The 21,352-nt window shown below is 72.1% G+C and carries 21 protein-coding genes and 1 pseudogene; 13 read left to right on the top strand and 9 right to left on the bottom strand.

Annotation, left to right across the window (positions count from 1 at the left end; all coding sequences use genetic code 11):
• Window positions 1–327 precede the first annotated feature (327 nt).
• Window positions 328–2,361, top strand: a complete 2,034-nt coding sequence (locus ACZ8AI_RS04395) for a hypothetical protein (RefSeq protein WP_464856798.1) — start codon at window positions 328–330, stop codon at window positions 2,359–2,361.
• Window positions 2,295–3,152, top strand: a complete 858-nt coding sequence (locus ACZ8AI_RS04390) for a hypothetical protein (RefSeq protein ID WP_464856796.1) — start codon at window positions 2,295–2,297, stop codon at window positions 3,150–3,152. The genes ACZ8AI_RS04395 and ACZ8AI_RS04390 overlap by 67 nt, the downstream gene beginning before the upstream one ends.
• Window positions 3,153–3,156: 4 nt before the next feature.
• Here the strand turns inward: ACZ8AI_RS04390 and ACZ8AI_RS04385 are convergent, their stop codons facing one another.
• Window positions 3,157–3,699: a hypothetical protein gene (locus tag ACZ8AI_RS04385; RefSeq protein ID WP_464856794.1), complete on the bottom strand. Its 543-nt coding sequence runs from the start codon at window positions 3,697–3,699 to the stop codon at window positions 3,157–3,159.
• 132 nt (window positions 3,700–3,831) lie between these two features.
• Window positions 3,832–4,467 (bottom strand): hypothetical protein, encoded by a 636-nt coding sequence (locus ACZ8AI_RS04380; protein ID WP_464856792.1) that lies wholly within the window; start codon window positions 4,465–4,467, stop codon window positions 3,832–3,834.
• Window positions 4,468–4,811: 344 nt separating this feature from the next.
• Here ACZ8AI_RS04380 and ACZ8AI_RS04375 point away from each other — a divergent pair, with 344 nt between their 5' ends.
• Genes ACZ8AI_RS04375 through ACZ8AI_RS04360 form a run of 4 tightly spaced genes read left to right on the top strand, consistent with a single transcriptional unit; the run spans window position 4,812 to window position 8,083 of the window.
• Entirely contained in the window at window positions 4,812–5,273 is a 462-nt protein-coding gene (locus ACZ8AI_RS04375; protein WP_464856790.1) for a glycosyltransferase family 2 protein, read from the top strand.
• Window positions 5,270–5,821, top strand: coding sequence for a glycosyltransferase family 2 protein (locus ACZ8AI_RS04370; RefSeq protein WP_464856788.1), 552 nt, complete (start codon window positions 5,270–5,272; stop codon window positions 5,819–5,821). Before ACZ8AI_RS04375 ends, ACZ8AI_RS04370 begins: the two co-directional genes overlap by 4 nt.
• A complete protein-coding gene (locus ACZ8AI_RS04365; RefSeq protein WP_464856786.1) occupies window positions 5,739–7,346 on the top strand; it encodes a glycosyltransferase family 4 protein in 1,608 nt (535 codons plus the stop codon). Before ACZ8AI_RS04370 ends, ACZ8AI_RS04365 begins: the two co-directional genes overlap by 83 nt.
• A complete protein-coding gene (locus ACZ8AI_RS04360; RefSeq protein WP_464856784.1) occupies window positions 7,343–8,083 on the top strand; it encodes a polyprenol monophosphomannose synthase in 741 nt (246 codons plus the stop codon). The genes ACZ8AI_RS04365 and ACZ8AI_RS04360 overlap by 4 nt, the downstream gene beginning before the upstream one ends.
• Before the next feature lie 153 nt (window positions 8,084–8,236).
• On the opposite strand, the gene ACZ8AI_RS04355 is transcribed toward ACZ8AI_RS04360, so the two are convergent.
• The 3 genes from ACZ8AI_RS04355 to ACZ8AI_RS04345 form a co-directional block, all read right to left on the bottom strand.
• Window positions 8,237–9,370, bottom strand: coding sequence for a hypothetical protein (locus ACZ8AI_RS04355; protein WP_464856782.1), 1,134 nt, complete (start codon window positions 9,368–9,370; stop codon window positions 8,237–8,239).
• 135 nt (window positions 9,371–9,505) lie between these two features.
• A complete protein-coding gene (locus tag ACZ8AI_RS04350; protein ID WP_464856780.1) occupies window positions 9,506–10,117 on the bottom strand; it encodes a hypothetical protein in 612 nt (203 codons plus the stop codon).
• Window positions 10,118–10,287: 170 nt separating this feature from the next.
• Complete coding sequence (locus ACZ8AI_RS04345) at window positions 10,288–11,589, bottom strand: O-antigen ligase family protein (protein WP_464856778.1); 1,302 nt, start codon at window positions 11,587–11,589, stop codon at window positions 10,288–10,290.
• A gap of 122 nt (window positions 11,590–11,711) precedes the next feature.
• Here ACZ8AI_RS04345 and ACZ8AI_RS04340 point away from each other — a divergent pair, with 122 nt between their 5' ends.
• Together ACZ8AI_RS04340 and ACZ8AI_RS04335 are read left to right on the top strand one after the other, a co-directional pair.
• Entirely contained in the window at window positions 11,712–12,629 is a 918-nt protein-coding gene (locus ACZ8AI_RS04340) for a hypothetical protein (RefSeq protein ID WP_464856776.1), read from the top strand.
• Complete coding sequence (locus ACZ8AI_RS04335; RefSeq protein ID WP_464856774.1) at window positions 12,601–13,101, top strand: hypothetical protein; 501 nt, start codon at window positions 12,601–12,603, stop codon at window positions 13,099–13,101. The genes ACZ8AI_RS04340 and ACZ8AI_RS04335 overlap by 29 nt, the downstream gene beginning before the upstream one ends.
• A 182-nt stretch (window positions 13,102–13,283) precedes the next feature.
• Here ACZ8AI_RS04335 and ACZ8AI_RS04330 read toward each other — a convergent pair whose 3' ends face one another.
• Genes ACZ8AI_RS04330 through ACZ8AI_RS04315 form a run of 4 tightly spaced genes read right to left on the bottom strand, consistent with a single transcriptional unit; the run spans window position 13,284 to window position 16,824 of the window.
• Window positions 13,284–13,763 carry an O-antigen ligase family protein gene (locus tag ACZ8AI_RS04330; protein ID WP_464856772.1) on the bottom strand — a complete coding sequence of 160 codons (480 nt, stop codon included), beginning with the start codon at window positions 13,761–13,763 and terminating at the stop codon, window positions 13,284–13,286.
• On the bottom strand, window positions 13,658–14,662 hold the full coding sequence (locus ACZ8AI_RS04325; protein WP_464856770.1) for a hypothetical protein: 1,005 nt from the start codon (window positions 14,660–14,662) through the stop codon (window positions 13,658–13,660). Before ACZ8AI_RS04325 ends, ACZ8AI_RS04330 begins: the two co-directional genes overlap by 106 nt.
• 30 nt (window positions 14,663–14,692) lie before the next feature.
• On the bottom strand, window positions 14,693–16,189 hold the full coding sequence (locus ACZ8AI_RS04320; protein WP_464856874.1) for an acyltransferase family protein: 1,497 nt from the start codon (window positions 16,187–16,189) through the stop codon (window positions 14,693–14,695).
• Complete coding sequence (locus ACZ8AI_RS04315; RefSeq protein ID WP_464856768.1) at window positions 16,093–16,824, bottom strand: acyltransferase family protein; 732 nt, start codon at window positions 16,822–16,824, stop codon at window positions 16,093–16,095. Before ACZ8AI_RS04315 ends, ACZ8AI_RS04320 begins: the two co-directional genes overlap by 97 nt.
• A gap of 89 nt (window positions 16,825–16,913) precedes the next feature.
• On the opposite strand from ACZ8AI_RS04315, the gene manA reads away from it, so the two are divergent.
• From manA to ACZ8AI_RS04290, 5 genes and pseudogenes are all read left to right on the top strand, one after another.
• On the top strand, window positions 16,914–18,122 hold the full coding sequence (gene manA / locus ACZ8AI_RS04310) for a mannose-6-phosphate isomerase, class I (RefSeq protein ID WP_464856766.1): 1,209 nt from the start codon (window positions 16,914–16,916) through the stop codon (window positions 18,120–18,122).
• A gap of 53 nt (window positions 18,123–18,175) precedes the next feature.
• Window positions 18,176–19,138 (top strand): UDP-glucose 4-epimerase GalE, encoded by a 963-nt coding sequence (gene galE, locus ACZ8AI_RS04305; RefSeq protein ID WP_464856764.1) that lies wholly within the window; start codon window positions 18,176–18,178, stop codon window positions 19,136–19,138.
• A 200-nt stretch (window positions 19,139–19,338) separates the two neighbouring features.
• Window positions 19,339–19,672, top strand: a pseudogene (locus ACZ8AI_RS04300) (WhiB family transcriptional regulator).
• Window positions 19,673–19,790: 118 nt separating this feature from the next.
• Entirely contained in the window at window positions 19,791–20,594 is an 804-nt protein-coding gene (locus tag ACZ8AI_RS04295) for a glycosyltransferase family 2 protein (RefSeq protein ID WP_464856762.1), read from the top strand.
• Complete coding sequence (locus ACZ8AI_RS04290) at window positions 20,573–21,283, top strand: hypothetical protein (protein WP_464856760.1); 711 nt, start codon at window positions 20,573–20,575, stop codon at window positions 21,281–21,283. Before ACZ8AI_RS04295 ends, ACZ8AI_RS04290 begins: the two co-directional genes overlap by 22 nt.
• Window positions 21,284–21,352: the final 69 nt, after the last annotated feature.

Here is a 21,352-nt window from a genome sequence, read left to right as displayed (position 1 = left end):
GACAGCCGTCGTGCACCCCGAGCGGGGGTGAAAGTCGACGGATTCAACCTCAACCTTCACTTTGGGGTTACCGTTGTCGCAACCCCGGACCCTTGTCAACATCCACAGGACGGCCCGTCAGCATGCAGCTTGCTCCACGGCCGATCGCTGCGCTCGCGGTGGTCGGTGCTCTCCAGCTCCTCGCGGCGGGTTGTTCCGCCGGCGGAGACGACCCCACTCCCTCACCCACACGCAGTGCGTCCGCGATGGCTTCGGCCACGCCGACCGCGACCGCCACCGAGACCCCGTCGACCGCCCCCACCCAGGGCACAGACGACCCGTCGACCGGTGACGACGACGCCGGCGACGTCCCCACGGCGTTCCCCGGCAGCGGTCAGACCGCGCAGCCCGACACCGATCCGTCGGACTTCCCGGCGACCGCCCTCGTCACCTTCTCCAGGGTGGGACGCCGGCTCGAAGACCCTGCAGGCGGGCGGCCTCGTCTCCGGCACCACGAACGCCGGCGGCACGTGCACGTTCACCGCGACCAAGAGCGGTGTGACCCGGACCCTGACCACCGCGGCGGAGGCGAGTGCCTCGTCCGTGAACTGCGCGCAGGCGTCGTTCCCCGCGTCCCAGGTGTCGACCGGCACCTGGTCGATCACGCTCGAAGTACTCGGTGGGGTTGCAGTCGACCACCTCCGACCCGATGACGGCGGAGGTGCCGTGATGCGTTCCACCCACACGAACGACGGACGACGGCGTCCGTTCCGCTCCGCCCTCGGCATGGTCGCCGCGCTCGCGATCGCGGTGAGCGGTCTGACCTTCGGCACGCTCGTGTCCGAGGCGACGACCACCGAGGTCGGCGTCGGCCGCGACCGCGGCGGGCTTCGACCCGGGCAACATCATCAGCGACGCGAACTTCTACAACGGGTCGGCGATGAGCGGCTCAGCGTGCAGTCGTCCCTCAACAGCGTCGCCGCGAACTGCAAGCAGCAGTCCGGCGGCCCCGTCTGCCTGAAGAACTTCACGCAGAACGTCAGCACCATCAAGGCCGTCTCCGGTCGGTGCTCCGCGATCGCCGGCGGCAACAAGTCGGCCGCGACGATCATCGCCCAGGTCGGTGCCGCGTGCGGCGTGAGCCAGAAGGCGCTCATCGTCCTGCTCGAGAAGGAGCAGGGCATCATCGCGACGTCGAGGCCGACGAACTGGATGTACCAGCACGCCACCGGCTTCGCGTGCCCCGACACCGCCCCGTGCGACCCGGCCTACCGTGGGTTCGCGCAGCAGGTGTACGCCGCGGCGTTGCAGTTCAAGCGCTACCAGGCGTCGCCGACCCCCTGGGCGTACCAGGCCGGTCGCAACAACGCGATCCTCTACAACCCGAACGCCGCGTGCGGCCGGAAGACCGTCTACATCAAGAACCAGGCGACCGCCGGGCTGTACATCTACACGCCGTACACGCCGAACACCGCCGCCATGTCGAACCTCTACGGCTCGGGCGACAGCTGCTCGGCCTACGGCAACCGCACCTTCTGGCGGATGTACACCGACTGGTTCGGCTCGCCGACCGGTGGGTCGTCGCCGATCGGCAGCCTCGACTCGCTCACCCCGGGCTTCCGCCAGGTGACGGTCGGTGGGTGGACGGCCGACCCGGACACCACCGCCGCCATCAAGGCGCAGTTCTACGTCGACGGCGTCGGCAAGGCCTCGGTCATGGCGAACGCGAACCGGACGGACCTGGCCGCGCGCCTCGGTTCGAACAACACCGCGCACGGGTTCTCGACGACGCTCTCCGGCCTCAGCGCCGGCAAGCACAACGTGTGCGTCTTCGGCATCAACACCGGCCCCGGTGCGAACACCCTGCTCGAGTGCCGGGACGTCAGCATCTCGGGTGGCACCCCGACCGGTGTCATCGACGCGGCCTCGGCCGTGGCCGGCACGCTGACGATCCGCGGGTGGGCCATCGACCGCGACTCGACCTCGGCGACGCAGGTCCAGATCCGTGCCGGGAACAAGACGCTCGGCACCCTCTCCGCCAACCAGAAGAAGGCCGGTCTCAACGCGGCGAAGCCGGGCTACGGCGACAACCACGGGTACTCGGGGTCGCTGAAGGGCTTCCCGGCCGGAACCCAGACCGTGCGCGTCTACGCGAAGGACCTGTCGAGCGGCAGCTGGACGCAGATCGCCACGAAGTCGGTCACGCAGCCGACCGGCTACCCCTGGCTCGCGGTCGACGAGGTCGCGTCCAAGGCGCCGGGGAGCTTCTCGCCCGTGGCTGGGCCATCGACCCGGACACGACCGGGACGATCCGCGTGCACTTCTACCTCGACGGCAAGGGCGTCGCCAACATCGCGGCGGACCAGCTCAAGTCGGGCCTGAACAGCGCGAAGCCCGGCTTCGGGGACAAGCACGGCTACCGGCTCGAGAAGTCGGGCATCTCGGCGGGCAAGCACAACCTGTGCATCATCGCGATCAACACCGGACCGAAGAACGTCAACGCGAGCATCTGCAAGCCGTTCTCGACGCCGACCGGTTCGCCGAAGGTGACCGTCGGTCGAGGCATCGGCGGCCGGGCTCGGTGCGATGACGGTGAGCGGGACGGCCTTCGACCCGGACACCGTGTCGGCGGTCGCCCTGCGGTACACCGTCGACGGCAAGCAGGTGGCGACCGGGACGGCGAACCAGGCCGCGAAGGGCTTCGACACCGCGCACCCCGGCTACGGGGCCGCCCACGGGTACCAGCAGAAGCTCACCGGCATCGGCCCGGGCTCGCACACGGTCTGCGTCGTGGCGAAGAACACCGGCGGCGGCTCGGACACGAGCTCCTGCACGAAGGTGGCGGCGGCCAGCGGCAACCTGACTCCTCCTGCTCGACGAGGTCTCCTCGCCGAGCGCGGACACGGTCCGGGTCCGTGGCTGGGCGATCGACCCGGACACGAAGGCGTCCGTCCGCGTCCACGTCTACTTCGACGGTGCGGGCGGCCAGTCGATCGCGGCTGACCAGGCGAAGGCGTCGCTCGCGACGGCCTACGCCGGCTTCTGGGGCGAACCACCAGTTCGACGCGACCTTCACCGGTCGGCTCTCGGGAGCGACCAACGTGTGCGTCTACGCCATCAACCAGGGCGCGGGGCAGAACACGCAGATCTGCCGGTCGTTGACGGTCAAGTAGGACGTCACCCGCGAACGACGGGAGGCGCGGTGCCAGCTGGCACCGCGCCTCCCGTCCGTTCCGGCCTGGCTTCCACCACCCTGGCCGGCGTGCGTCGTCGGCCGGCCGTCAGCTCCGGCGACGGAGCGCGCGGGCGACGCCGCCGAGCTTGTCGAGGACCCGGAACTCGGCCGAGTGCGTGAGCGCGTCGTACCCGACCGCGAGGGCGTCCCGCTCGATCCGTGCGTCGTGCTGCCCCTGCTCGGCGGTGCGGTCGAGCGCGGTCGAGGACCGCGACCGCCTCCTCGGAGACGATGAGCCGGCGGTTGATGTCCTCGACGCCGGATCGGTGGAGGTCGCGCTCGCGCTCCACCTCGCGGAGCACCTCCCGCCATGCAGGGCGGCCCAGCGCAGCATCCCGGTCCCGGGGTCCGGTGCGGGTGGCGGCGCGGGCGACCGCGGCGTCCAGCGACGGCGAGACCTGCGCGGCGCGGGCGGCGTAGGAGTGCCGCTCGACGACGACCGCTCGGAGCCGCTCGGCGAGGGCGTCACGCTCGGCGGTCGGCATCGCGAGAGACGCGCTCGAGGGACGGTGCGTCGGTGAACACCGGCACGTCGGCCAGCCCGAGCTCGTCGAGGCCGAGCGCGCAGGTCGTGACCGGCAGCGCGCCGCAGGCGAGTGACTCGTACAGCCGTGAGTTCAGGGTGCCGGGAACTCGGCGGCCGGCGCGATGACGTCGTCGACGACGAACGCGGCGGCCCGGTAGACCTCGGGCAAGGCGAAGTAGGACACCGCGGGACGGAGCTGGACGCCCGGCGCGGCGTCGACGTGGTCGACGTTCGCGGCGAACCAGACGATCGGCTCGACGGGCGCGACCTGCTGCAGGACGTCCTGGACGCCGCGGCGGGCGCCCCAGAAGTTGACGGTCGTGACCGTGCGGTCGGAGCGCGGGGTCGGGGTGCCGCCGGTCTCGGGGGTGCCGCCGGTCTCGGTGGTGCCGCCGGTCTCGGTGGTGAAGAGGTCGAGGTCGACGCCGATCGGGACGACCTCCACCGGGTGCCCCACCGCACCGGCGAGCTCCTCGGCGGCGATCGACGAGGACGCCCAGACGGCGTCATACTCGGCGAGGTACGGCAGCGACGCCCACTGCGCGGTCCAGTTGCGGACCCAGGCGACCGTCGCCGTCCCCGACGGGACCAGCCCCGGCACGAACGACTCGATCATGCTCACGAGCACCGTCGTGTCCGCCGGCACGTCGTCCGCCCAGCGCGGGATGGGCCACAGGTCGACACCCCAGCCCTCGGCGCGGAGCGCCCGCGCGAGGCCGAGCGCCACGAACAGGTCGCCCTTCCCCTCGGCCTGGGTCGTCCGTCGACACGGCGAAGCGGACGGTGCTCCCGCGGACCGGCGACGGCGTGCTCACCGCGCGCGAGGGCGGCGTACTCGTCGGCGAGGGGGAGGAAGCGGGGAAGAGCGGGATCGAGGGGCTGGGTCACGGGGGCTCCGGGTCTGGGGAGGAGACCCGCCGCGACGGGTCGGACCGGAGCGCGGCGGGCTGGGGTGGCCGGGTGGGGGCCGTGTGCCATTGTGCCCGAACCCACCGCGATCTCAGGGGAGCGGCGTGCTCTGCCTTGTAGGGTGATGTCGGCCGACGGGCACCCCCGACGGTCGCACCACCGATGATCCACGCCGCGTGTGCGGCAGCCGCTGGAGGAACTCGCCGTGACAGAGCGCAAGCCGGAGTCGTCTCCGTCGTCCTCGTGAACTACAAGGGCACGGACGACACGCTGACGAGCATCGCCGAGCTCCGCAAGCAGGACTGGCCGCAGGACCGGCTCGAGGTGATCGTCGTCGACAACGGCTCGGGTGCGGAGCACGTCGGCCGGCTGAAGGCCTCCGACCTCGACTTCACCTTCGTCGACTCCGGCCAGAACCTCGGCTTCACCGGCGGCTGCAACCTCGGCGTCGAGCACTCCTCCGGCGAGATCGTGGCGTTCCTCAACAACGACGCCCGCCCCGACACCGGCTGGGTGCGCGAGGCCATGGCGGCCCGTTCGCGTCCGGCGCCGACATCGGCGCGGTCGCGTCGAAGGTCCTCGACTGGGAGGGCGTCAACGTCGACTTCACCGAGGCCGCGATGACCTGGTACGGCATGGGCTACAAGCCCTTCGCCGGGTCGCCCGACACCGGCCGCTGGGAGTCCGAGACGGACGTGCTGTTCGGCACCGGCGCGGCGATGTTCATCCGCGCAGAGCTCTTCGAGCAGCTGGGCGGCTTCGACGACCGCTACTTCATGTTCTACGAGGACGTCGACCTCGGCTGGCGGCTCAACCTGCTCGGCTGGCGCTTCCGGTACCAGCCGAAGTCGGTCGCGTTCCACAAGCACCACGCGTCGATGAACAAGTTCGGGGACTTCCGCGAGACGTACCTCCTCGAGCGGAACGCCCTCTTCACGCTCTACAAGAACCTCGGCGACGAGCAGCTCGCCGCCGCGCTCGCCCGGGTCGCTCGCCCTGGCGGTCCGCCGCGCCGTCGGTCGTGGCGAGCTCGACTCGACGGAGCTCGACCTGCGGAACCCCGGCGACGACGCCGTGCCGACGATCCCGGTGCCGAAGACGAGCATGGCGGGCATCTACGGCGTCGACCAGTTCGTCGAGCAGCTGCCGTCGATGACCGAGTCCCGTCGTGAGATCCAGGCGACCCGTGTCCGCAGCGACCGCGAGCTCCTCCGCCTGTTCGGCAACCGCGACGAGCCCGCGTACCCGATCGAGAACTACCTCGCCGGCTACGACAAGATCGTGCACTCCCTCGGCGTGCTCGAGGTCGGCACCCGGCGTCGGATCCTCATCATCACCGGCGACTCCATCGGCGAGAAGATGGCCGGTCCGGCGATCCGTGCCACCCAGATGGCGAAGCAGCTCGCGAACGAGCACGACGTCCGCGTCATCAGCCTGACCCGCTCCTCGCCGATCGACCCGTCGTACGAGGTCGTCACGGTGCCGCACCGTCACCCGCGCCAGATGGTCGAGCACGAGGCCTGGGCCGACGTCGTCATCGTGCAGGGCCACGCGCTCCGGCTGTTCCCGGTCCTCGAGTCGACGCGCAAGATCCTGGTGGTGGACGTCTACGACCCGCTGCACCTCGAGCAGCTCGAGCAGGGCCGCAGCGACGACGTCGACCAGTGGAACCGGCAGATCCTCGACGCGTCCGACACGCTCAACCACCAGCTCGAGCTCGGTGATTACTTCATCTGCGCGTCCGAGCGGCAGCGGATGTTCTGGCTCGGCCAGCTCGCCGGCTCCGGTCGCGTGAACGCGCGCACCTACTCGCGCGACCCCGACCTCCGCTCGCTCATCGGCGTCGTGCCGTTCGGCCTCTCCTCGACGCCGCCCGTCCACGACCAGCAGCGGGTGAAGGGCGTCGTGCCGGGCATCGGCAAGAACGACAAGCTCGTCGTCTGGGGCGGCGGCATCTACGACTGGTTCGACCCGATCACGCTCGTGCGGTCGATCGGGCAGCTCGCCGGGCGTCGTCCGAACGTCAAGCTCTTCTTCATGGGCGTACAGCACCCGAACCCTGACGTGCCCGAGATGGACATCGTCGCGAAGGTGCGCGCCGAGGCGGACGCGCTCGGCCTCACCGGCAAGAACGTGTTCTTCAACGAGGCCTGGATCCCCTACGAAGAGCGCGGCGCCTACCTGCTCGAGGCCGACGCCGGGGTGTCGACGCACTACGAGCACCTCGAGACCACGTTCTCGTTCCGCACGCGCATCCTCGACTACCTGTGGGCGCGCCTGCCGATCGTGACGACCGCCGGCGACTCGTTCGGCGACCTGGTCGCCGCCGAGAAGCTCGGGATCGCCGTGCACGAGCAGGACATCGACGGGCTCGCCGACGCCCTCGAGACGGCCCTCTTCGACAAGAAGGCCCGTGCCGAGTTCATCGGCAACGTCGACCGCGTGCGCGAGCAGTTCACGTGGGAGAACGTCCTCGCCCCGCTCGTCGAGTTCTGCCGGAACCCCGTCCGTGCCGCCGACAAGTCGGTCCGCGAGACGAGCGCGCAGATCGAGGCCCACCAGATGCGTGTCCGGGTGCCGGACCGCAAGAAGCTCTACGGCGTCCGCCACGACCTCGGCCGTGCGGTGCACTACTTCCGCACCGAAGGCCCGCGCAGCGTCGCGGGCAAGATCAAGCGCCGGCTGACGAACCGGTGACCGCGGGGGATCCCTCGGCGCTCGTCATCGTGCCCACGTACGACGAGGCCGAGAACGTCCGCACCGTCACGTCGGCGGTGTTCGACGCCCTGCCCACCGCGCACCTGCTCGTCGTCGACGACGGCAGCCCCGACGGCACCGCCGACATCGTCCGCGAGCTCGCCGCTGCCGACCCCCGCGTGCACCTGCTGGAGCGGAGCGGCAAGCTCGGCCTCGGCACGGCGTACGTCGCCGGATTCCGGTGGGGGCTCGAGCGCGGCTACCCCCTGCTGGTCGAGATGGACGCCGACGGCTCGCACCCGGCCGACCGACTCCCCGCGCTCGTCGACGCCGTGCGCGCCGACGACCGTGTCGCGCTGGCCATCGGTTCGCGCTGGGTCCCCGGCGGGTCCGTGGTGGACTGGCCGCTCCGACGCCAGGCCCTCAGCCGCGGGGCGAACACCTACGCTCGACTCGTGCTCGGGATCGACGTGCGGGACATCACCGCCGGGTTCCGCGTCTACCGCGCCGACACCGTCGCCCGGATGGACCTGGACTCGGTCGACTCGAAGGGCTACTGCTTCCAGGTCGACATGACGCTGCGCGTGGACGACCTCGGCGGGCGGATCGTCGAGGTGCCGATCCGGTTCCGCGACCGCGTGCACGGTGTCTCCAAGATGAGCCGCTCGATCGTCGTCGAGGCCATGCTGCGGGTCACCCAGTGGGGCGTCGAGCGGCGCTTCCGTCGCCGTCGCTGACGCTGACGCCCGCCGCCACCGCCCACGCCCGCGCGCGCCCGCGAGCGCCCGCCGTCGAGGGAGCAGGAAACGTCGCGTCGCTCGGGAGCAGCCGACGATTCCTGCTCCCTCGACGGCGTGGAGGGCGGGCGCCGCGCGTGCTGTCGCGCCGCGTCAGACGCACGTGACGACGTAGTCCGTCGTCCCGCTCACGTACTGGACCATGGTGGTCCGGCCTCCGGTCACGTACGGCGCTGACGAGCAGGCCGCCTGGGCACTCGCCGCGGACGCGCTCCCGATCGCACGCCACGTCGGCAGTTTGTAGAGCGGGCTGGTCGACGGCACGGCGCCGAACAGGGTCGTCCACTCCGACGGGGAGGAGTAGACACCGACGGAACCGCCGATCTTCGTGAAGTAGGCGGCCATGCCCTCGAGTGTCGCTCGGTTCAGGGTGGTCGTCTTCTGCCACGAGCCGTCGGTCTCCGCGTCGAGCCACCACCGGTACGAGCCCGGCGACGGGACACCGCGGACGTTGGCGTCCTCGTAGGCCCGGTTCCATCCGTACATCCACGAGCACTGCGTCGAGGTGAGCGCTACGGTCCCGGCGACGCACGTGCCGTACGGGTTCGCGGCCTTCGTCCCACCGGGGTCGACGTTGCTCGTCGGCCACGAGCTCCGCGACGTCGTCGGGTGGTCCGCGAAGTACTGGCCCGGGTTCGCGGTGTTCACGTAGAGCTGCACCTTCGGCTGTGAGGTGCCGCCCGCGGACGACTTCGCCCACGTCAGCTGCTGCGCGAGGTACGGGTTGGTCGTGTTCGCGAGTCCGTCGTTCACGCCGACGATGCCGAACGCCTGGTTCTTCGGGTAGGTGCTCGCGTTCCCGCCCTGCGGCCACGAGACGTCCGCACCGAAGCCCGAGCCGCTCGACCCGTTCATGAAGTACCCGGCGACGTCGACGGTCAGCGCTGCCGTCCCCTTCGAGACCTTCGCCTGCGCGCGCCGGTCGACGCTCGACCCGACGAGCTTCGTCATCACCGCGTTGCCCAGCGTCTGGCCGGCTCCGAGCACCTGCGTGGCGACCTGCGGGTCCTGCCCGGCCGGGGTGAAGCGCAGGTAGCTGGCAGCGGTGGTCCGCGAGGTCGTGGCGGTCGCGACGATGGCGGTGGCCGTGCCGGGGACGCCGGCGGTGCCGGAGAGCCGGATCGTGCGCGGCGTGGTCGTCAGCGTGGTGGACGCGGCCCGCACCGGGTTCATCGGCACGAAGACCGACCCGGTCGACGTGTTCGCGTAGTAGCCCGCGACGTCCATGAAGACCGTGGCCGTGCCGCTGGAGACCTTGACCTGCGCTGCCCCCGCCCGAGAGCTTCACGATGACCAGGTTCGAGATCGTCGTGCCCTTGGTGAAGACCTGCGCCGCGACCCTGGCGTCCTTGTCGGCGGGCGTCACACGGACGTACCCGTTGGCGCTGGGCGTCCCGACCTCGGTGTTGAGTGCCACGGCGGTCGCGTTCGAGGGGATGCCGGCGTGCCCGGCGAGGGGCACCTTGGTCGGTGTCGTGCCGACCCGCTTGTTGAAGACGCGCGCGGCGTTGAGCGGCGTGAAGGTCGCCCCGGAGCCGTTCGCGTAGTAGCCGGACACGTCGAGGTAGACCGTCGCCGTGCCGGCCGACAGCTGGACCTGCACCTTGCCGCCGACCAGCCGGACCGTCTGCGGGTGCGGACACGGTCTGGCCCCTGCGGAACGCCTGCGACGTCACCGCCGTGCCGACACCGGCCGGGGTCACGCGGGCGGTCCCGGCGGCGGTGGGCTTCCTCGACCTCGACGTTCACGACGATCGCCGTCGCGGAGGCCGGCACGCCCGTCCGGCCGCCGAGCTGCACGGTGGTCGGGGTCGTCCGGCCGGTGCCGGTCCACGAGCGGACCGTGTCGAGCGGCGTGAAGCGTCCGGTCGCGGGTGCTGCGGCCTCGGCGGCGGTGACCGGGCCGACGACGACGGCCCCGACGGCCACCGCCACGACGGAGAGGATGATCGCGAACCGTTGGGCCAGGCGCATGGAGGTCCTTCTCGTGCGTGGGCCGTCCCCCTGACGACCGCTGGCAGTCTAGGGGGAGCCGACGACGCCGGACGGAACCTGAGCGGATGTACGTCCGCGGACACACGTCGGCGGCGGATCCGTCGGGTGGTGGCGGGCGTGGCGGGGGTGCGCCGCGCCTCCAGGCCGGGTCAGGTGCGTGGCGGGTGCCGTCGCCACGACCGACGTCGGGCGGCGATGACGAGCACGGCCACGAAGACCATCAACCCGGCGCCGTGCAGCAGGTAGCTCTCCGCGGTGCTCGTGACGCCGAGGAGCACCAGGACGGCGGCTGGCCAAACGTAGGCGACCCCGGGGAACGTCGTCGCGGTGACCCAGGCACGGGCGAACGCGAGGAGCGCGGTGACCCCGAGGAGGATCGTGCCGGCGAGCCCGATCTGCAGCCAGGCGTCCACGAACGCGTTGAGGCCGGACGTGAAGGGCCGACCATCGGGGTCGATGAAGGTGACGTAGGGCACGACGGGCTCGTGCGGCCAGGTACCGACCCACCCCCAGCCCTGGATCGGGAACTGCGCGACGAAGACCCGGATCTGCGACCAGAGGTCGAGCCGGGTGGCGGTGCCGCCGGCCGCACCGATCTCGGCGAGCACCCGGTGCCGGCCGATCACACCGACGACGATCATCAGGAGCACGGCCCCGCCGAGCACACCGTTCACGACGGGCCGCGTCGTGGGACGCGCGTGCCGGAGTGACCACAGCGCCAGCGCGGTGATCGCGAGGGCGATCATCGCCAGTCCGGTGATGGGGGACTGCACGAGCATCAGCGCGATGACGGCCAGGGCGGTCGAGCCGATGGCGCGCCACATCGTCACCGAGCGGGTGAGGAACTCCACCACGAAGGTGACGAGCGCCATCGCGGCGATGAAGCCCATGAAGTTGCGGGTGCCGCCGATGCCCTGGATCGGCCCGCCGTACGCGATGTTCCCCTGGATGCCGAACGCCGGGATCGGGGTGTCCAGGACGAGGCCGGACAGGACCTCGAGGCCGAGCGCGGTGACGAGCAGGATCCGGAACGCGTCGCCGGAGGCGCGGATCACCTGCACCAGGTCGCGTCCGAGCGCGAGGTAGAGCCCGAGCCCGATGAAGCAGACCGTGCCGACGAGTCCGCGGAGCGCCACCCAGGAGTACTCGCTCCAGAGGACGCTCAGCGCGCAGTACCCGACGAACGCCATGAGGGACAGGGGGAGGACCCCGTGCCGCTCGATCCGGTAGCGCTGGCCGAGCAGGCTCAGCCCGGCCAGGACGAAGAGCGTGACGAGCACGGCCCAGACCCCGGCGCGACCGACGAGCGCGGCGACGGTGGGCTGGCCGAAGGCGAACAACACGATGACGGTGGCGAGCGCCTGACTGAACCGCCCGCCGGCGGAGAACCCGATCCAGGCGGAGAGGTAGCGCCTGGCGAGCATGCGCTTCGTCAGCCGTCCGTCCGTCACCCGTCCATCTTGGCGTACGGACCTCGGTGCGGGACCATCGCGACCCATGCTGGGGACGGTTCCGTCGATAGCGGAGCGTCGATATTGCAGATACGGCATATGTCGACTACCGTCGGGTCACCATGGAGCGCACCACGCGCACGGCCTCGGGCAGGATCCGGACGTTCGGCGCGGCCGGCGCAGCCGTCCTCGTCGGACTCGCGTCGGTCGTGATCGCGTGGTGGCGGCTCGGCCCGGAGGCGCGCGGGACCGTCTGGGCGGAGGACGGCGGCATCTTCCTCCGCGAGCGGATCGCCCTCGGACCCGTCGACTCGCTGCTGCACCCGTACGCCGGCTACCTGCACCTCCTGCCGCGGCTGCTGGTCGACCTCGGCTGGGCGCTGCCCGTCGCCGACTACGCGCTCGTGCTGTCCGGCGGGGCGTGCATCGTCGTCGGGATCCTCGCCGGAGTGGTCTTCGTCTGCGCCCGCGACGTCGTGCCGGCGTGGCCGTTCCGCGTGCTGCTCGCCCTCCTCCCGGCCCTGCTGCCGCTCGCGCCGTACGAGATCAGCGGGAACGCCGCCAACCTGCACTGGTTCGCGCTCGCGGCGACGCCGTGGCTGTTCGCGTACCGCCCGCGGTCCTGGTGGGCCTCCCGGTGCGGTGGCGGTCGTCACGGCGTTCGTCGTGCTGAGCGAGCTGCTGACGGTGCTGTTCCTGCCGCTCCTGCTGCTCGCGTGGTTCCCGGTCCGTCCCGACACGGCCGACGCGGCGGGACGAGGTGGGCCGGCGCGGGCGCGAGTCGCCCCGGTGACGGTCGTCGCGCTCGCCGGAGTGGCCGCACAGGTGGTCACCGCGTTCACCGACCGCCGGACCTCGGTGCCCGGGTCGCCGTCGTTCCCCGACGTGGTCGCCGGCTGGGTGCTGCAACCCTTCGCGGCGCTCTGGAACCCGGACGTGGGCGCGCCGGTCCGGACCGTCGTCGCGCACGGCTGGGCTGCAGCGCTGGTCCCCGCCGTCCTCCTCGTCGCCGTGCTGGTCGCCGCCGTCGTGGTCGGTGATCGGCGTGCGCGCTGGATCATCGTGGCGTTCGCCGCGGCGTCGGGAGCGGTGTGGTGGGCGGCGCTCCTCGCCAACGGCGGCGCGGCGCAGGCGTGGGCACACCCGGTGGTCGGGCTCGCGGCCGTCCCGCCGTTGCGCTACGCCGCGGCGTCCGGCCTGTTGGTCCTCACCGCCGCGGTGGTCGCGGCGAGCGTGCTCGTCGGCGCCCCCGGCAGGGCGGACGGGCACCGGCCTGGAGGCGCGGCTCGCCTCCTCGCATCGGCCGCCGGCTGGTGCGTGGTCGCCGTGGTGGTCGTCGCGACGGTCGGCAACGTCGCGCCCGGTCCGACGCGGCGCAGCGACGGGCCGGTGTGGGCGACGCAGATCCCGGCGGCGGTGGCGGCGTGCGAGGGCGACCCCGCGCGGACGGTCGAGGTCCGGAAGGCGCCGTGGACGGCGCAGGTGCCGTGCGCGAAGCTGCTCGGGCCCTGAGGAGCGGGGCTGGCGCTGGCCCCGCACGCGCGCCGGCGGGCGTGTGCTCCGGCCCGCGTGGGCGCTGGCGCCGTGTGCGCACTGGCGCCGTGTGCGCGCTGGCGCTGGGCGCGTGCGCGCTGGCCCTGGCCGCGAGACTCGGCGACCGGCGACCGGCGACCGGCGGCCGACCCCGGGGCGGGTCAGCGCGTGGTGGCCTGGCGGAACTCGCGGCGAGCGGGCGGCGTGCGCGGCCCGTCGCCCGTGGACAGCGGCTCGTCGCCGACCAGGACGATGCGGGACTTGATCGCGATGAGCGCGAACAGCACCCAGTTCCCCTGGTACAGCAGGCGGGACTCGGCGACGGACTGCACGAGCAGCGCGACGACGACCAGCAGCGGCAGGAGCGACACCGGGTCGAACGGCCGCGGCGCCAGGGACGCGTCGTAGCCGATGCGGGTCGCCGACGACCACGAACGGTTCAGCGTCGTGAGGACGTAGAGCGCGAACAGCAGGAGCCCGATGATCCCGGTCTGCATCCACACGTCGAGGTACGCGTCGTGCGCCTGCAGGTAGGTCACGCCCTTGCGGTGCGCCAGGTCCGCCAGGGTCGGGATGCTCGGCCACCAGTACCCGATCCAGCCCCAGCCGATGACGGGGTGCTGGTCGACGAGCCCGAGCACGCGCTCCCAGATCTCGCCGCGGCCGGTCGCGTCCGCGCCCTTGCCGAGCAGCTCCGAGACGGTCCGCGCGCGAGGAAGCCCACGACCGCGACGACCACTGCGCCGACCAGGACGACGAGGTACCGCGGGGTCCGCCGCTCGGTCGGCACGCGGCGGATCCAGAGGGCGACGACGAGTGCGACCACGACGACGAGGGTCGCCGCGAGGACGGTCGACGACCGCGTCAGGGCGAGGACGACCCCGGCGACGACGAGCCAGCCGATCGTCCGGTTCCGGCTGATCCGCCCCTCGGCGAACTGCACCGCCACGGCGATCGCGGCGAGCAGCGCGACCATCGCCAGCAGGTTCGCGTTGCCCGGCAGTCCCTGGATGCGACCACCGGTGAAGAGCTCGGCACGCGAGAAGTAGAAGGCGTCCGGGATGTCCCGGTCGCCGTAGTCGGTCCAGATCGGCACGATCGGGTGCCGGACGACCACGGCGACGACGGCCTCGAACACGAGCGACAGCATGAGCACCCAGCGGAACGCGAGGCTGAGCGCGTCGAGGATGCGGCGCCAGGTCAGCGTCGAGGCGACCGTGAAGGCCATCGCGGCGCAGATCACCTGCACCGTGATGCTCGGGATCGTCGCCTGCCGCCAGTTCGACCAGACGACGGAGACCAGGCACCAGGCCAGGAAGAACCAGAGGGACCGCGGCGTCCGCGTGATCGGTGGCCGTGCCCGGACGAGGATCGTCACGCCCCAGGCCGCGACGAGCGCCCAGAGGATGCCGGCGCCCACCCAGGTCAGCGAGTTGGGGACGGCGTCGCCGGCGAAGAGCACGAACAGCATCGTGGCGCCGAAGGCGAACGCCTCGCGCTCGGGTACGGTGCCGCGCGAGATCGGCCAGGTGTTCGTCACGGAGCCAGGGTACGTGTTCAACGACGGACGCTACTTCCGGAACGACCGGAGCGCGCCGGCGATCTCGTCGCCGAGGTACGGCGCGAGCGTCTTCGCGAAGGTGTTCGTCAGGTGCGTGCGGTCCCGGTGCACGAGGACCCCGCCGATCACCGCGGGGCAGCGGCTCGCGGTGCAGTACGAGTCGGTCAGGTCGAGGAGGCGCGCCGCACCCGGCATCCGCGCGACCGCCTCGGCCGAACCGTCGAACAGTCCGAGGCCGACCGAACGGCTGGAGTCGCAGTCCGCGGTGGTCGGGCCGGTCATCTGCGCCACGCAGGCGACCACGTCGGGGCGCGCGGTCGGGTTGTCGCGGAGCGCCAGCACGGGGATGCCCGCGTCAGCGGCGGCGCCCCACGCCTGCACCAAGCCGTCGACGACCGCGTCGTCCGCAGTCTGCCCGGGTCCGGGCTGCACGGGCATGTTGCCGGTCGAGTGCGTGGCGATCACCCCGTCGAGGTCCGGGTGCGTGCGGAGGTAGGTCATCGCCTCCCGCTTCCAGTCCTCGCACCAGACCCGCTGCTGGTCGGTGCTCGCCGGCTGGTGGGCGGTCGTCAGGTAGCAGCTCTGGTGGCCGGCGACGTCGATCCGCCAGTTCCGCTCCTTGGCGATGCGCTCGTAGGCGTCCACCAGCACGTTGTTGTGCGAGTCACCGATCGCGATGAGGTGCTCCGTGTACCCGGTCCTCGGACCGAGCGAGCAGACGTTGAAGGCGCTCGAGGTGCTCGACCAGCAGGCGTCCCGGTTCGCGTCGTCGTCCACGGCGTTCGCGGCGGCGGGGACCCGGACGTCCGCGAGCGCCGGGTTGACGCACGGATCGGCCGACGCGATCCGAGCCGCGGCACCGAAGCACCGCACGTCGCCGCTGCTGAGCTTCGCGGCGAACTCGGCCGCCTGCACCTGCTGGACGTGCAGCGCCGTCAGCGACGCGGCCCCGAGCGCGATGACGACGAGGGTGCTCAGTGCGCCGTAGAGGGCGACGCGTCGCGGCTTGAGCGCCTTCACCCACCCGGAGAAGCGGAGCGGCTCCTCGATGAACAGCGTGGTGACCGAGGCGATGACCACCGCGCCGACGAGGATCGCGACCTTGTCCTTGATCGTCAGTTCGTGCCGGAGCGCGATCGGCAGGATGACGACGGCCGGCCAGTGCCAGAGGTACACCGCGTAGGAGATCCGACCGAGGAACCCGATCGGCGCGATCCGTCCGACCCGCTGCAGACCGGAGTGCGCCCCGAACAGCACGACGAGCCCGGCGGAGACGACCGGCAGGGCGGCCGCGATGCCCGGGAACGGCGTGCTGCCCGTGATCACGACGAGCGAGGCGAGCAGCCCGGCGACCCCGAGCCAGGCACCGACGACCCGCACCGTCCGGGCCGGCGTCGTGCGTGGCGCCGTCAGCGGGATCGTCGCGGCGAGCCCGCCGAGCGCGAACTCCCACGCCCGGGTCGCCGTCGAGAAGTAGGCGACGCCCGGCGCGGTCGTGGTCTGCACGATGCTCCAGGCGAGGGAGAGCACGACCACGGCGCCGAGCACCACCTGCGCGACGGCGACGGGGGACGCACCGGTCCGCCGGCGCGGCGCGCGGCCCAGAGCGCTGCGAGCAGCACGAGCGGGAGGGCGATGTAGAACTGCTCCTCGACCGACAGCGACCAGAAGTGCTGGAACGGCGACGGCTGGTTGCCCTGCGCCAGGTAGTCGACGGAGTCGGCGGCCAGCTGCCAGTTCTGCACGTAGACGGTCGAGGCGATGAGCTCGCGCCCGTACTGCCCCCACAGCGCGCTCGGCACCCAGACGAGCACGGCCGTGCCGGTCGCCAGGATCGTGAGGAACGCCCCCGGCAGCAGTCGCTTCGCCCGTCGCGACCAGAAGCCTGCGAGTCCGATCCGGCCCGTGGCGGCGACCTCGCGGAGCAGGTGGCCGGTGATGAGGAACCCGGAGATCACGAAGAACACGTCGACGCCGACGAAGCCGCCGGGCAGCCGGTGCGGCCACAGGTGGTAGAGGACGACGGAGAGCACCGCGAAGGCCCGCAGCCCCTGGATGTCCCACCGGGTCGGGTCCGACGACCGGGGGGATGCAGAGCGGAGGGATCGTCTGGTGGGCGACTCCACCGTGCTTGCAGCCATCGAGGCGATCCTAGTGTCGGGGCTCGGTCCGACGCGGGTGTCGGCGGGCGCGACTCGGACGCGGACGGCAGCGCCGGTAGGCTCGGCCCATGTTCCTCGGCATCACGAACACGCCCCGCGACTACGCCTGGGGCTCCGTCACCGCGATCCCCGAGCTCCTCGGCCGCACCGTCACCGGCGCACCGCAGGCCGAGCTCTGGCTCGGTGCGCACCCGGGCAGCCCGAGCGTCGTCGTGAACCCCGCGATGGTGGGTGGTGCCGACACGCTCCTCGACTGGATCGCCGCCGAGCCGGAGACCGCCCTCGGCGCCGACCGGACGGGGCTGCCCTTCCTCCTCAAGGTGCTCGCCGCCGCGGCCCCGCTCTCGTTGCAGGCCCACCCGACGCCCGAGCAGGCGCGCGAGGGGTTCGAGCGCGAGGAGGCCGCCGGCATCCCGATCGACGACCCGGCGCGGAACTACAAGGACCCGTTCCCGAAGCCCGAGCTCGTCGTCGCCCTGAGCGAGCGGTTCGAGGCGCTGAGCGGTTTCCGTCCCGTCGAGGAGACCCTGGCCGAGGTCGACCTGCTGGACGCCGGCACCGGCCGCCTCGGGCCGCTGCACGTGCACCTGCAGCACGGGCTCGAGGACACCGTGCGCTGGCTCGAGACCGCCGACGCCTCGGCCCTGGCGGTCGTGCAGGCCGCGAGCGACCTCGCCGCCGCGCTGCCGGACGACGCGCAGACGCCGAACACCGCGACCGTCCGTGACCTCGCCGATGCGTACCCCGGAGACCCCGGCGTCGTGGTGTCGCTCCTCATGCACCGCGTCACCCTGTCCGCGGGCGAGGCGATGTACCTGCCCGCCGGCAACATCCACGCCTACCTCGACGGCCTCGGCATCGAGCTGATGGCACCCTCGGACAACGTGCTCCGCGGTGGACTCACGCCGAAGCACGTCGACGTGGCGGAGCTCCTGCACGTCCTCGACTTCACCGCATACCCCGCGCCGGTCCTCGAGCCGGTGGTGGCGGGACCGGGCGTCGACCGCTTCGCGCCCGAGGGCGTCGGCTTCGCCCTGCTGCGCGTCACCGGCGACGGTCGCCCGGTCGGTCTGGGTTCGGGCGGCGTCGCGCCGCTGACCGGGCCGTCCATCGCGATCTGCACCGCCGGGGTGGTCACCCTGGTCGGTGCGACCTCGGCGACGCTCCTGCGCCAGGGCGAGTCCTGCTTCATCACGCCGGACGAGGGCGACGTCACGGTCGAGGCCGACTCGACCGACGGCATCACGTCGACGGTGTTCATCGCAACCGGTGCGTGAAGCCGCACGCCGCGGCGAAGCGCTGGGTGATCCGTTCCGATAGCGTGGCCAGCATGAGTTGGCTGGTCACCGGCGGTGCCGGGTACATCGGGTCCCACGTCGTCCGAGCGCTGCGCGCGGCGGGCATCGACACCGTCGCACTGGACGACCTGTCCAGTGGGTTCCGGGCGTTCGTGCCCGAGGACGTGCCGTTCGTCGAGGGGTCGATCCTCGACGGGGACCTCGTGGCGCGGACCCTGCGCGACCACCACGTCACCGGCGTCGTGCACGTCGCCGGCTTCAAGTACGCCGGGGTCTCGGTCGAGCGGCCGCTGCACACCTACGAGCAGAACGTCACCGGCATGGTGACCCTGCTCCGTGCAATGGCGGAGAACGGCGTCACGAAGGCCGTGTTCTCGTCGAGCGCCGCCGTCTACGGCACCCCGGACGTCGAGACCGTCGTCGAGGAGACCCCGAAGGCCCCCGAGTCGCCGTACGGCGAGTCGAAGCTCATCGGCGAGTGGCTGCTCCGCGACATGGAGGTGGCGGCCGGCTTCACCACGACGTCGCTCCGCTACTTCAACGTGGTCGGCTCGGGGGAGCCGGACCTATACGACGCCAGCCCGCACAACCTCTTCCCGCTCGTGTTCGAGGCGCTGCTGGCCGGCCGCACGCCGCGGATCAACGGCGACGACTACGACACACCAGACGGCACCTGCGTGCGCGACTACATCCACGTCGCCGACCTCGCGCGCTCGCACGCCGTGGCCGCGCAGAAGCTCGAGGCGGGGGAGACCCTCGAGCGTGCCTACAATCTCGGCAGCGGCGACGGCGTCAGCGTCCGGCAGATCATGGACGCGATGGCGACGGGCACGGGCATCGCCTTCGAACCGGAGGTCGCCCCGCGTCGCCCCGGGGACCCGGCGCGGATCGTCGCCACCGGCGAGGCCGCGGCGCGCGACCTCGACTGGGCGATGCGGCACACGCTCGACGAGATGGTCACCAGCGCGTGGGAGGCCCGCCGCCGCATCGGCTGACGCCCCGGACGCCGCGGAAGCCACCGGTCCGGAGTCCCCCGAAGCCCGGACAGACCGGGCGCGACACGCCCGTACGGGGGACATGACACGCCGGAACCGGCAGCACCTTCTATGATCCGCGACTTGACTCTCGCGAATGACACCGCTGTAATTACAGGCACGACAGCAATTGTTGTGGTCCCGTTATCGAGACGTCAGGGGTGATCAGGGTGAACGGTTCCGACTTCCACGCCGGAGTACCGGAGGACTGGCACGTCGACCCCGTCGCGCTCGGCGTCCCGGGTGTCCGACGGCCGGAGACCGACGACGAGGAGAACCCGCTCGCGTGGCAGGTGGACTCGCTGTGCGCGCAGACCGACCCGGAGGCGTTCTTCCCCGAGAAGGGCGGCTCGACGCGCGAGGCCAAGGAAGATCTGCACCTCGTGCGAGGTCCGGTCGCGGTGCCTCGAGTACGCACTCGAGAACGACGAGCCCTTCGGCATCTGGGGCGGCCTGTCCGAGCGTGAACGACGCAAGCTGCGCAAACGCGCGTAGCCGCCCTGGAGGCGCGCCGCACGTCCGGCGCACCGTGCGGTGAGCGCGCCCACAGGTTCACGGCGCGCCGACCTGCGCGACCGTCACCGCGCCTCCAGACCGTAGAGTGACGCCCGTCATGCAGCCCAGTTCCGCTCAGCCCCGGGTCACCGCGATCCTCGTCGCCGCCAACGGGGCGGACCACCTCGACCGGACCCTGGACGCCCTCGCCGCCCAGACCCGCCACCCGGAGAACCTGGTCGTCGTCGATGTCGGGTCGACCGACGGCTCGACCGCCGACCTCTCCTTCGGCGGCTCCGCCGGGCTCCTCCGCCTGCCCGCCGGTCGCCCTTTCGGCGAGGCCGTCGCCCGCGAGGAACGCGAAGCGCCGCCCACCGTCGCGGACGAGCCGGTCGACGAGTGGCTGTGGCTGCTCGGACACGACAACGCGCCGTCGCCGACCGCGCTCGCCGACCTGCTGTCCGCCGTGGAGAGTCGCGCCGTCGGTCGTCGTGGCCGGTCGCGAAGCTCGTGTCGGTCGACTGACCCGTCGGTGATCCGCGCGTTCGGCGAGAGCATGACCCGCTTCGGCCGCTCCATCGCCCTCGTGCAGGACGAACTCGACCGGGGCCCGACCGGCACACCGACGTGCTCGGCGTCGCCGCGGGCGGCATGCTCGTCCGTCGGTCGGTCTGGAACGAACTCGGCGGCGACCCGGCGCTCCCGAACGTCGACGCCGCGCTCGACTACTGCGTCCGCGTCCGCCTGGCCGGGCACCGCGTCGCCGGTCGTGCCGGAAGCCCGCGTGACCACGGCCGGTCCGATCGAGGAGTTCGGCCGCAGGCGTGTCTCCGAGGGGCGCCGCGTGCGGATGCACCGTGGCGCAGCCTGCTCACGTCGGGATGACTCGCGCCGGTCGGGGTGCTCTGGATCCACTGGCTGACCCTCGTGCCGTTCGCCGTCGGACGTGCGATCCGGACCCTCGTCGCGAAGCACCCCGCGGCCGTCAGCGCCGAGCTCGCCGCGGCCTTCGCGGTCGCGTTCGGCGGCGGTGTCGGACGCGCCCGCCGGGTGCTCGCCCGGAACAAGAAGCTGGGGTGGGCGTCCGTCGAGCCGCTCCGCGTGAGCTGGCGACGGGTGCACGAACACCGGACGACCTCGCGCGACGTCGAACTCGCACGCGCGTCGAGGACGCCCCGATCGCCGGGCCTCGTTCCTCGGCGACGGCGGGATCTGGGTCGTCCTGGCCGCGGCCGTCCTCAGCGTCGTCACGCTCTACCCGCTGCTCGGCTCGCCGGCACTGACCGGCGGGGGGCTGCTCCGCTGAGCACCGACGTCGCACGGCTCTGGCAGAACGTCGGCTACGGCTGGCACTCGATCGGCACCGGGTTCACCGGTCCGTCCGACCCGTTCGCCGCGATCGTGGCCGTCCTCGGGTCGATCACGTTCTGGTCGCCGTCGACCTCGGTCGTCCTGGTCATGCTCGTCGCGTTCCCGGTGGCGCGCTCGGCTCGTGGTTCGCGATCCGCAAGGTCACCACACGGACCTGGGTCCCCGCGATCGGCGCGGCGCTCTACACGATCGCGCCGACGCTCGTCGGGGCCGTCACGAGCGGGCACCTCGGCGCCGTGATCGCGCACGTGCTCCTGCCCTGGCTGTTCCTCGCCGTGCTCGAAGGCGCACCGCTCCTGGGCGTGGGCG

It is taken from the genome of Curtobacterium sp. AC273, from assembly GCF_979253735.1.
Note: the sequence above shows the minus strand (reverse complement) of the source record. Positions and strands in the feature narration are given on the sequence as shown.